Here is an 11,673-nt window from a genome sequence, read left to right on the forward strand (position 1 = left end):
TATTTATAGCGTTAGGTTAGGGTATTTAGATAGAAATTAAGTTCTACCACCACCAGCACCAGTGATGTGGAGGTTCGTATTCGCATAATTCACCACCTTGAGAACTATAACCACTTACTACTTCTACAACACCTCTTCTGTATCCAGGGCCGATGTTTAAGTAACAATTTGTTTTTATTTTTGTGTAATAGCAATTGCCAACATAAATGTAAACCCACTTTCCAAAAGTACCATTATTATTAGCACCGTTGATTGTAAAGTTTTCATTTGCTCCTACTACACCATCAAAAATCTTTGTTGCGTAGCATGTGTTTCTATAACGTTGGTAAACTCTTACTCTGTAGTCATGATGCCAATCCCAGTTTAATGTTAGGTTAGTCACCTTGCCAATACAGTCATCACACTCGTCTGGTTGTGCCTCTAATCTAAAGTTGAAATCCATGATGTATAAATGCTCACCAGTAGATAAGTCTGTAAACCATCCCCAAGCACTTAATCCAAAAGCTCCAACGTTAGAGTCATAATTTGCTCCACCAGGACCAATATGAGATCCATAATTTGGTGTACTTGGATCATTAGGGTCAGGTCTTTGCGTTAAGCCAAAAGTACCAGTCATATCACAGTCACCACCACTAGCGGTTACAGTACTTCTAGTATCATCTATTACATAGAAACTCATGTCTTCAGAATTTGAAGCATTACCAGCTGTACCTTCTTTTTTGTGGCCACCACCAATAGCTTCCCATTCATCCCATGTTTTTTTGTCTTTAAACCAAACATCAAGATCAACTGAGCAAGTACCAGAAACTGTGGTTCCTACTAAATGTGCAGTACCATCTTCGTATTCTGTAAAGACTAAGTTATCGTCTCCTACAGTACTGAAGTAAGATGATGGACTATCATAATCTGTACCAGTAATTGACCACCACATATTAGATATTGGCTGACCATCATTACTGTTTGGTGCTCTATCTGCATCAATTACAGTGTAAACTTGCTTAACATCAGCAGAGCTTGACTTTTCGGTCATAGCAAACATACCATTGTTACCCTTAATGGTTTCGCTTTCTGCGTTAAACATAAGTTCTTTGTCTTCTTCACCGTCAGATACGACGATGCCATTTTCGAAACGTAAAGCGTCTAGTCTTTCAGACTCTTGAGGTTCGTTAGATTCTTTTTGACACGATGCAAAAGTAAAAAGCACTGCCAACAAGATCAATTTAGATAATTGTTTCATAATTATGAATTAGGTTAATAGCATTAATATGAAACAAATATATATTTTAACAATTCTTTGAGATTTTTTTTTAGACCAAATACCAAACTTTTAGTTTTAAAAAAACAGCCTAGCACTTTATCGCTTTTTTTTGCACTTCTAGGATGTTTTTTATAAATATTTGATTCTCTGACTTGTACAAAGCAAAAAAGGCAAACTATTAAAACAAAAAAGCCACTCCTAAAATTATTTTATCTAGGAGTGGCTTTTAGTATTATATTCTTAAAGCTTATTTAAACATATCCATGCCCGGTATATTGGGCATACCTTCTTTTGCAACTGCAGCAATTTCTGTTTCGTTAACATTTGTAGCTTTCTCAATAGCTTTGTTTAGCGTAAGGATAAGATAATCCTCTAGCATATCCTTGTCTTGTAATAGCTCATCATCAATTACAATAGATTTAATTGTTCTATTGGCTGTAATTGTAACCTTCAGTTTGTCATCGTTACTAGATTCATCAATTAACACCGAATGTAGGCGCTCTTTAGTTTCTTCAACTTTTTTTTGGGCTTCTTTGAGTTTGCCCATCATTCCCATCATATCTCCAAACATAATTTTATCTTTTAATTTTTTACGTCGCAAAATTACTAAATTGCGCTATTTTCTTGATTAAAATTTTCATAAAACAGATAATAAAAATTTGATGACTAATCCACCTTTAGCTAAAAAGATTCCACATCAGCTAGAAAAACATGACGATATAAGAATAGATAATTACTTTTGGATGAAAGATAGAACGCATCCCGAAGTAATTGATTATCTCAATGCCGAAAACAACTACTGTGATGCTAAAATGGCACATACTAAGAGTTTTCAAAAGGATTTGTTCGAAGAAATGAAAGCCAGAATCAAAGAAGATGATTCTTCTGTACCATATAAGTACAATGGTTATTGGTACATTACTAAATTTGAAAAAGGAAAGGATTACCCAATCTATACAAGAAAAAAAGATACACTGGATAATCCCGAGGAGTTATTATTTGACTGTAACGAAATGGCAGAAGGGGAAAGCTATTTTAAACTGGCAGGCATAAGCATTAGCCCTGACAATAAAAAAGTCTCTTATGGTATAGATACAACAGGAAGGCGTAACTACACCATATATATAAAGAACATAAAATCTGGTAAGCTAGAAAATGATAAGGTAGCTAACACTACAGGTTCTTCAAGCTGGGCTAATGATAATCAAACCTTGTTCTATACCAAAAAAGATGAAATTACGCTAAGAGCTTACCAGATTTATAAGCATAAGTTAGGCGAGAATAAGGATGAGCTAATTTTTCAAGAAGGAGATGAAACGTTTGGTGTTACAGTTTATAAATCAAAATCAAGAAAGTATATTATCATTGCTTGTTATAGTACGTTAACCAACGAGTATCATATTCTAAATGCAGACGAGCCCAACGGTAAGTTTGAAGTGTTTCAACCACGAGTAAGAGGTTTGGAGTATAGTATTTCTCATTACGATGAGCACTTCTATATTTTAACCAATAAAGATAAGGCAACCAACTTTAAACTTATGAAGTGCAAGGAAGAGCACAGAGACATTAAAGATTGGGATGACGTTATAACGCACCGAAAAGATGTATTGATAGAAAACATTGATATCTTTAAAGATTACCTTGTGGTTAGCGAAAGAAGCAATGGGCTAAACGAAATACGAATAAAGCGTTGGGACGGCACACAAGATTATTACCTGCCATTTGATAACGAAACTTACACGGCATATACCAATACCAATATAGAATTTGATACCGAAATTTTGCGATATGGCTATAATGCACTGACCACACCAGCTTCGATCATCGAGTTTAATATGCGTACAAAGACCAAAACGATTTTAAAAGAGCAGCAGGTATTGGGCGGGAAATTTAAAAAAGAAAATTATATATCTGAGCGTATTTGGGCAATAGCCGATGATGGTACAAAAATACCGATGTCCATAGTCTATAGAAAAGATGTTAAGAAAGACGGTAACAATCCTTTACTGCAATATGCTTACGGCAGTTATGGCTCAACAGTAGATCCATACTTCTCTACCATACGTTTAAGTCTGCTAGACAGAGGCTTTATTTATGTCATCGCACACGTAAGAGGTGGTGAGTATTTAGGGCGACAGTGGTACAAAGATGGAAAACTGCTTAATAAAAAAAATACGTTTACCGATTTTGTAACGTGTTCAATCCACTTAATTAAAGAACGCTATACATCATCAAAACATTTATATGCTATGGGCGGAAGTGCTGGTGGATTACTAATGGGAGCCATTGTTAATAAAGCACCAGAACTCTATAATGGTATTATTGCAGCTGTTCCATTTGTTGATGTTGTAACAACCATGTTAGATGATTCCATTCCGCTAACAACAGGTGAATATGATGAATGGGGAAACCCTAATGATATTCTATATTATAACTATATGAAATCCTATTCGCCTTACGATAATGTTGAGGCCAAGGATTACCCTAACATGTTAATCACCACAGGATTGCATGACTCACAAGTACAATACTGGGAACCAGCTAAATGGGTGGCTAAACTACGAGATATGAAAACAGATTCAAATCAATTGTATTTAAAAACCAATATGGATGCAGGTCATGGAGGTGCTTCAGGTCGTTTTGAAAGTTTAAAAGAAGATGCAGAGGAATTTGCCTTTCTATTTGATTTGGAGGGGATTTCGAGCTGATTAAAAAAAAAATGTTACTTTTGCATGTTTTAAATGTCCAACTTTTATTAGCTTAGGATAGATAAACTACATTTATGAGACAAAACAAAAATGTATTTGATAATGTACTTCAACTTATAGGGAGTACACCGCTTATCAAACTAAATAGAATGACCACTGACTTTGATGGTGATTTTTACGCTAAAGTAGAAGCATTTAATCCAGGTCATTCTTCTAAAGATAGGATAGCACTGCACATTATAGAAGAAGCTGAGCGCCAAGGTATTTTAACACCTGGTGATACCATTATCGAAACAACTTCTGGTAATACAGGGTTTAGTATTGCCATGGTAAGCATTATTAAAGGGTATGAATGTATTCTTGCGGTAAGCTCAAAATCCTCTGGAGATAAGATCGATATGCTAAAATCCATGGGGGCAAAAGTTTACGTTTGTCCGGCTCATGTTAATGCAGATGACCCAAGGTCGTATTATCAGGTAGCAAAACGTTTACACGAAGAGAATAAAGGCTCAATCTATATCAATCAATATTTTAACCAACTGAATATTGATGCGCATTACAACACCACTGGTCCAGAAATATGGGATCAAACTGATGGAGAAATCACACATTTAGTGGCTTGTAGTGGTACAGGAGGAACAATTTCTGGTATTTCTAAATATTTAAAAGAACAAAATCCAGATGTCAAAGTTATAGGTGTCGATGCTTATGGCTCGGTACTTAAGAAGTATCACGAAACACGTGAGTTTGATGATAAAGAGATTTATCCATACCGAATAGAAGGTTTAGGTAAAAATTTAATACCAACAGCTACAGACTTTGATTTAATCGATAAGTTTGTAAAAGTCACTGATGAAGAAAGCGCGCACACTGCAAGAGAGATTTCTAATACCGAAGGTCTTTTTGTTGGCTATACAAGTGGTGCAGCAATGCAGGCCGTTAAGCAATTAGTTTTAGAAGACGAATTTAAGCCCACAGATAAAGTTGTTGTTGTATTTCCAGACCACGGATCGCGTTATATGAGCAAAATTTACAGTGATAAATGGATGCAAGATCAAGGTTTCTTTGATAGTAAAAATGAAGTTTCTACAACAATAGAGTATATTAAATAAGATAATTTACACCGCATTGGCCTACTATAGAGATATGGTAGGCTTTTTTATGTTCAAAACATAGTGGATACTTAGATTAAATAATATTATGCTGTCATCATATTATTAATTAATTTTGCAGATACTAACAAAACTAAATTAACGAAGATTAACGTGTAATTTATGCTTTATGAGTATAATGGCAGCGATTAATGGCAAACGCAATTTATGAAGGATTTATTTGAAAAGATTTATAGAGATAAAGGACCGTTAGGAAAATGGGCTGCACAAGCCGAAGGTTATTTTGTATTTCCAAAGCTTGAAGGTGAGATTTCCAATAGGATGAAGTTTCAAGGCAAAGAAGTTATTACTTGGAGTATCAATGATTATTTAGGATTGGCCAATCACCCAGAAGTTAGAAAAGTAGATGCTGAAGCCGCTGCACAGTATGGCTCTGCTTACCCTATGGGAGCGAGAATGATGTCTGGCCATACAGAACTGCATGAGCAATTGCAAAACGAGTTAGCTGAGTTTGTTAATAAAGAAGCCGCCTATTTGTTAAATTTTGGTTACCAAGGTATGGTATCTACAGTTGATGCATTGGTGGGTAAAGATGATATTATTGTTTATGATGTTGATGCGCATGCGTGTATCATTGACGGTGTTCGTTTGCACATGGGTAAGCGTTTCACCTATAAGCATAATGATGTAGAAAGCTTAGAGAAAAACCTTGAACGTGCTACAAAAATGGCAGAACAAACCGGAGGAGGAATTTTAGTTATTTCTGAGGGTGTGTTTGGTATGCGAGGAGAACAAGGGCGTTTAAAAGAGATTGTAGCCCTAAAGAAAAAATTCAATTTTAGACTTTTTGTCGATGATGCTCATGGTTTTGGTACACTGGGTGCAACAGGAGCTGGAGCTGGTGAAGAGCAAGGCGTGCAAGACGACATCGATGTGTATTTTGCAACATTTGCCAAATCTTTGGCAAGTACAGGTGCATTTATCGCAGGTGATAAGGAGATTATTGATTATCTAAAATACAACTTACGTTCTCAAATGTTTGCTAAATCATTGCAAATGCAATTAGTGGTAGGAGCATTAAAACGTTTGGATATGTTACGTACTATGCCAGAGCTTAAAAAGAATCTTTGGACGATAGTTAACGCACTTCAATCTGGATTAAAAGAACGTGGTTTTGATATTGGTACGACACAAAGTTGTGTTACACCAGTATATTTAAAAGGAAGTATTCCTGAAGCAATGGCACTTGTAAAAGACTTACGTGAAAATCACGGAATATTCTGTTCTATAGTAGTTTATCCCGTTATACCTAAAGGATTAATTTTGTTAAGGATGATTCCTACCGCAACACATACTTTAGAGGATGTTAAAGAAACTTTAGATGCTTTTGATGCCATTAGAGAGCGTTTAGTTAATGGAACTTACAAAAGAATGTCTGCAGCATTAATTGCAGCTATGGGAGAATAATTCAATACAATTATCTAAGATTGATTGACGACATAAATAAAAAGGGTTTGCAGAATCTGCAAACCCTTTTTATTTATAAATCCTTCCGAAAGGTTTTTCGTCGTTTATATACAACAGGATCAAAATGCTTCCAAATTTTATGAATAGCTTCGTTATCCTCTAATTCTGGAGTTCTATAACATGTTTTAATACCTTTTTTTGTAAAAGTCTCATACATTTCGTTGAAAATAACAGCATGTACGCCTTTATTTTGATAATCGGGATGTATCCCTATTAAATAGAAAATTACATCCTTACTGCTCTTTTTAGCTTTAAGAATATGTCTAAATCCAAATGGAAATAATTTACCTTTGGCCTTTTGCAAAGCTTCAGCAAACCTTGGCATTACAATAGCAAATCCAATTAGTCTATCATTTTCATCTATAACAAATTTGATATATTCAGGATTAACAAAGCTGATAAATTTATTTTTAAAGTATTCCTTTTGTATATCTGTAATTTCAACAAAAGACGAAAGTGAAGCGTAGCTCTTATTAAATAGGTCGAACATACGATCTGCATAAGGCATTACCTCTTCAGTTTTAGTAAATTTTAAGGCTTTTAGCTTATAACGACGCTTTATTAGCTCTTGCGCTTTTTTGAAGAATTCTGGCTTTACATTTTCAAAAGGAAATTTACTTTCAGAATATTGCTTTTCTATCTCATAGCCATGTTCAACATAATGATTGACATAATAGGGATGATTGTACCACGTAATCATTGGCGCAATACTATCAAAGCCTTCTGTCATTACACCTACTTTATCCAAGTTTGAAAACCCAACTGGACCTTCAGCATATTCCAATTGGTGCTCTTTGCCAATATTTTCTACAATTTCCAATAAAGCCTTGCTGACTTCAAAATCATCAATAAAATCAAACCAACCAAAACGCATTTTCTTGATTTGTTGCTTATTAACTTCTAGCCAATTAACAATGGCTGCAACACGACCTACAATTTCATTACCTCTATAGGCTAGAAAAAAACGCGCATCTGCATCTTTAAAAATCGGATTTTTATCCTTATTAAAAGTTTCAAGTTCTTGTTTAATAATAGGCGGGACCCAGTATTCCGAATCTTTGTAAAGTGAAAATGGAAACTTTACAAACGTCTTTAATTCTTTTTTGGATATGGCTTCTTTAATTGTAATCATGCAGTAGTCTATATGCCATCAGAATCAAAATCATCAGTCTCTTTTTTCTTCTTCTTTTTTCTTTTCTTTTTAAAATTCCCATCATTGCCGTTTCCATTATCAATTTTCTTGTCTTTATGAAAATCTAAACGGTAAGACGCTCCGAAAGCAATATTAAAAACCGAAGGTGTGTCTTTGGTATTAAAAGCTATGTTGGCATCGAGTTGAAAATCTCTAGTCCATAGATAAGCACCACCAAACCTAAAAATATTATCGGCATAAAAATCACCATCAATACCTTGAGCCTCGCCAAAAACTACCCATTGTGGAGTAAAGGAATGGGTTAAAGTAAAAATGTATTGAAACTCTGAAAAATCGGTACCGATTCTATCTTTTATTAAATTCATTACAAACACCCAGCCACCGTTAAAATTGTTTTGAGTGGCAACCATTACTTTTGGGCTAAAGCCACCATCGTTACTAAAAGCACTAACAGCATTGTAAGGAATAAATGGATTGTCTTTGGTGTCGAAATTTGCACCAGCATATACGGCAACTGCTGGGATTAAGGATTTCCACTGAAATTTCCTGTTGGCATGGTAACTATATAGGTTTGGTTTGGCTTCTTCTGCATTTTTATACGGATCATAAACCAAATATTTAGCTCCAATGGTAAAGTTTCTGAAATTAGATCGGGAGTTTTTCTGGGGTATCACGGCTCTATTGTTAGTTACCTCATCATTTTGATAAACACCATCTAGAGACAGTTCTAACTGCTCAAATAGCAAACCATAACGAACCGAAAAATCTAAACCAAATCCAGAAATTTCGTAGTTTAAAGGAGTATGTTCTTCATTTACAGTATAGGCACCAGCTTCAAACTGTACCACATTAGTCCCAACGGAGAAGGCACTTTCTGACACACCAGGGCGATTAGAATTGATGACTTCTGTATATTGAGCATGGATTGTAGAATAGTTAATTAAAAGTAGGAAAACAAAAAATGGTTTTAGTATGCGCATTTGTTTATGGTTTAAAGTCAAATATATATATTTTATACTTTTTTTAAGTATAAATAACGCATTATAAATAACTATAATTGTATTTTTGAATATTACTTAATTTATAATGATACAAGAAGCTTCGGCAATGGGATTATTAAGAACGATATTAATTATTTTGCTGGTTTGGTTTGGATTAAAAATTTTAGCCAGACTTTTTGCTCCTTTACTGATGCGTTTTGTAGCAAAGAAGGCCGAAGAGAAATTTGGTCAACGATTTGGAGGATTTCAAAATCAAAACGGTCAAAGGCAACAACAGCAAAGAAAAGAAGGCGAGACTGTAATAGATAAAATACCCAATCAAAACAGAAAATCCAACGAAAAAGTTGGTGAATACATAGACTACGAAGAGCTTAATTGAGATTGTTGCTAGACGAATCTTTATCTTACCAAAAAAATAACTACTTTTCAGAATCAATTATTAAGCAGATTTTCATGGCTTTTTCTTTCAAACGTTTTTTGCCACACGTCCTTATTTTAATTGGATTTGTGGTATTGTCATTAACATATTTTAGTCCAGTTTTACAAGGCAAAAAGATTTTTCAAAGTGATATTATGCATTATATTGGCATGGCTCAGCAACAAAAAGAGTTTGCCGAAAAAACGGGTGAAGAAACCTATTGGACCAACAGTGCATTTGGAGGTATGCCAACTTACCAATTAGGTGCCAAATATCCGCATAACTATATTAAGAAATTAGATTTAAGCTTACGTTTTCTTCCAAGGCCAGCGGATTATTTATTCCTGTATTTTTTAGGCTTTTATATTTTGCTGCTGGCGCTCAAGGTCGATTTTAAACTCGCAGCTCTTGGTGCATTAGCCTTTGGCTTTTCGACCTATTTAATTATTATTCTTGGAGTAGGGCATAACTCAAAAGCACACGCTATTGCTTATATGCCTATGGTTTTAGCGGGGATTATCCTCACATTCAGAAAAAAGTATATTCTAGGTTTTTTGTTAACGGTCGTTGCGTTAGGTCTAGAAATTGTTGCCAATCACTTTCAGATGACGTATTACTTGCTCTTGTTGGTCATAGTGCTTGGTATTGCATATTTTATTGATGCTTATCGTAAAAAGCTATTGCCACACTTTTTTAAATCTGTAGGTCTACTTTCCATTGCTGCAATTTTGGCCGTTGGCTTAAATGCCACAAATATTATGGCGACCCAAGAGTATGCAAAGGAAAGCACACGAGGAAAAAGTGAATTAACTATTAGTACAGATGGTTCGTCCAAAGAGCCCACAAATGGTCTGAGCAAAGATTATATCACCGAATACAGTTATGGTTTTGCAGAAACCTTTAACCTCTATATTCCAAAATTTATGGGAGGTGGAAATACTGAAGATGTTGGTAAGGATTCTGAAACTTACAAAGCCTATATTAACCTTGGTGCTTCTCCAATTGAAGCGCTAGAAGCTTCTAAAAATGCACCAATGTATTGGGGAGACCAGCCCATAGTAGAAGCACCGGCCTATGTCGGAGCTGTGATTATATTTCTTTTTGTCTTAGGATTGTTTTTAGTTAAAGGAAGGTTGAAATGGTGGCTGGTAGGAGGAACGATTTTATCACTGTTATTGTCTTATGGTAAAAATCTCGATTTCTTAACCAATTTCTTTATTGATTATGTACCACTCTATAATAAGTTTAGAGCTGTGACATCCATACAGGTGATTTTGGAATTGTGTATTCCAATATTGGGAATTTTTGCTTTGGTACGTTTATTTAACGACTTTCAAAAAGATGAGGAAAAGCTTAAAGCTTTAAAGTATACGGTTGGTATTACTGCTGGTTTAGCATTGGTATTCCTTTTGTTTAAATCGATTTTATTCGATTTTGAAGGTTTGCGTGATGACGATTACATAGGAGCTTATGGGCAACCGTTTATTAATGCTGTTATAGAAGATAGAAAAGCTTTGTTTACAGCAGATACCATTAGAACATTGATTTTAGTATTACTTTCTGCAGGAACTGTATTTCTTTTCTTAAAAAAGAAATTATCTGAAACCTTGGTTGTAGTAGTTTTTGCTATTTTAATTTTGTTTGATTTGGTAAGTGTAAATAGGCAATACGTTAACAGCGATAATTTTGAATCGGCGTTACGTGTCGATAAACCTTACCAGCCTAATGCTGCGGATAAGCAAATCTTAAAGGATAAAGGACATTTTAGAGTTTTGGATATGTCTTCAGAAGGCCAACAACGGCCTGGACGCGCTGCTTATTTCCATAATTCGCTATTTGGTTATCATGCGGCAAAATTGGGCCGCTACAACGAACTCATGGAGTTTCATATTTATAATAATAATATGAATGTTCTTAACATGCTCAATACCAAATATATCATTGCAGAAGATCAAGGTCGTGTATTTCCGTATGACAATCCTGATGCTAATGGCAATGCTTGGTTTATTGGCGAATTGAAACAATTACGCGATGCAAATTCTGAAATTAAGGCTTTGGACAGCTTAGATACAAAAACGAAAGCAGTAACTACAGTGTCTGACTTTAGCAGCAAACCCGATATTATCAAATACCAAGTTGATTCTACAGCTTCCATTCAGCTTACAGAGTTTAAGCCAAATTATTTAAAGTATGAATCCACTAATACAAACGATGGATTTGCCGTGTTTTCAGAAATTTATTATGACCAAGGATGGAATGCTTACCTAAATGGTGATTTAGTACCGCACCAGCGTGTTAATTATGTATTACGAGGTATGGAAATCCCAAAAGGAAATCACACTATAGAGTTTAAATTTGAACCTAAAGTCGTAGCTACAGGAAGTAAAATTGCTTTAGCGAGCTCTGTTATATTTGGGGTTTTGTTGCTGTTGGGTATATTCTATACTTTTAAAAGGAAAAGCGATTGATTGTCATTCCTGCATAAGAGGAATCCAT

At 34.9% G+C, this 11,673-nt stretch carries 9 protein-coding genes; 5 read left to right on the forward strand and 4 right to left on the reverse strand.

Going from position 1 to position 11,673, the window contains the following annotated elements; translation table 11 throughout:
- Nucleotides 1–43: 43 nt before the first annotated feature.
- Both KCG49_RS02435 and KCG49_RS02440 read right to left on the reverse strand, forming a co-directional pair.
- Nucleotides 44–1,237 (reverse strand): hypothetical protein, encoded by a 1,194-nt coding sequence (locus KCG49_RS02435; RefSeq protein ID WP_218544598.1) that lies wholly within the window; start codon nt 1,235–1,237, stop codon nt 44–46.
- A gap of 268 nt (nt 1,238–1,505) precedes the next feature.
- Nucleotides 1,506–1,829, reverse strand: coding sequence for a YbaB/EbfC family nucleoid-associated protein (locus KCG49_RS02440; RefSeq protein ID WP_218544885.1), 324 nt, complete (start codon nt 1,827–1,829; stop codon nt 1,506–1,508).
- Nucleotides 1,830–1,920: 91 nt separating this feature from the next.
- On the opposite strand from KCG49_RS02440, the gene KCG49_RS02445 reads away from it, so the two are divergent.
- The 3 genes from KCG49_RS02445 (at nt 1,921) to capB (ending at nt 6,545) form a co-directional block, all read left to right on the forward strand.
- Nucleotides 1,921–3,966: a S9 family peptidase gene (locus KCG49_RS02445; protein WP_218544599.1), complete on the forward strand. Its 2,046-nt coding sequence runs from the start codon at nt 1,921–1,923 to the stop codon at nt 3,964–3,966.
- Nucleotides 3,967–4,040: 74 nt separating this feature from the next.
- Entirely contained in the window at nt 4,041–5,078 is a 1,038-nt protein-coding gene (gene capA, locus KCG49_RS02450) for a cysteate synthase (protein ID WP_218544600.1), read from the forward strand.
- Nucleotides 5,079–5,285: 207 nt separating this feature from the next.
- Nucleotides 5,286–6,545 (forward strand): cysteate-C-fatty acyltransferase, encoded by a 1,260-nt coding sequence (capB, locus tag KCG49_RS02455; RefSeq protein ID WP_218544601.1) that lies wholly within the window; start codon nt 5,286–5,288, stop codon nt 6,543–6,545.
- Nucleotides 6,546–6,618: 73 nt separating this feature from the next.
- Here the strand turns inward: capB and KCG49_RS02460 are convergent, their stop codons facing one another.
- Nucleotides 6,619–7,737 (reverse strand): GNAT family N-acetyltransferase, encoded by a 1,119-nt coding sequence (locus tag KCG49_RS02460; RefSeq protein ID WP_218544602.1) that lies wholly within the window; start codon nt 7,735–7,737, stop codon nt 6,619–6,621.
- Between the two features lie 8 nt (nt 7,738–7,745).
- Nucleotides 7,746–8,738, reverse strand: coding sequence for a transporter (locus tag KCG49_RS02465; RefSeq protein WP_218544603.1), 993 nt, complete (start codon nt 8,736–8,738; stop codon nt 7,746–7,748).
- 106 nt (nt 8,739–8,844) lie between these two features.
- On the opposite strand from KCG49_RS02465, the gene KCG49_RS02470 reads away from it, so the two are divergent.
- Complete coding sequence (locus KCG49_RS02470; RefSeq protein ID WP_218544604.1) at nt 8,845–9,138, forward strand: DUF4834 family protein; 294 nt, start codon at nt 8,845–8,847, stop codon at nt 9,136–9,138.
- 74 nt (nt 9,139–9,212) lie between these two features.
- Entirely contained in the window at nt 9,213–11,645 is a 2,433-nt protein-coding gene (locus KCG49_RS02475) for a YfhO family protein (RefSeq protein WP_218544605.1), read from the forward strand.
- The last annotated feature ends 28 nt before the right edge of the window (nt 11,646–11,673 follow it).

Origin of the sequence: Winogradskyella luteola, assembly GCF_019203985.1 — a bacterium.
GTDB lineage: Bacteria > Bacteroidota > Bacteroidia > Flavobacteriales > Flavobacteriaceae > Winogradskyella > Winogradskyella luteola.

Coding starts and splice junctions, on each gene's coding strand:
- KCG49_RS02435 (WP_218544598.1), bottom strand. CDS start 1,237: ATGAAACAATTATCTAAATTGATCTTGTTGGCAGTGCTTTTTACTTTT.
- KCG49_RS02440 (WP_218544885.1), bottom strand. CDS start 1,829: ATGTTTGGAGATATGATGGGAATGATGGGCAAACTCAAAGAAGCCCAA.
- KCG49_RS02445 (WP_218544599.1), top strand. CDS start 1,921: ATGACTAATCCACCTTTAGCTAAAAAGATTCCACATCAGCTAGAAAAA.
- capA (WP_218544600.1), top strand. CDS start 4,041: ATGAGACAAAACAAAAATGTATTTGATAATGTACTTCAACTTATAGGG.
- capB (WP_218544601.1), top strand. CDS start 5,286: ATGAAGGATTTATTTGAAAAGATTTATAGAGATAAAGGACCGTTAGGA.
- KCG49_RS02460 (WP_218544602.1), bottom strand. CDS start 7,737: ATGATTACAATTAAAGAAGCCATATCCAAAAAAGAATTAAAGACGTTT.
- KCG49_RS02465 (WP_218544603.1), bottom strand. CDS start 8,738: ATGCGCATACTAAAACCATTTTTTGTTTTCCTACTTTTAATTAACTAT.
- KCG49_RS02470 (WP_218544604.1), top strand. CDS start 8,845: ATGATACAAGAAGCTTCGGCAATGGGATTATTAAGAACGATATTAATT.
- KCG49_RS02475 (WP_218544605.1), top strand. CDS start 9,213: ATGGCTTTTTCTTTCAAACGTTTTTTGCCACACGTCCTTATTTTAATT.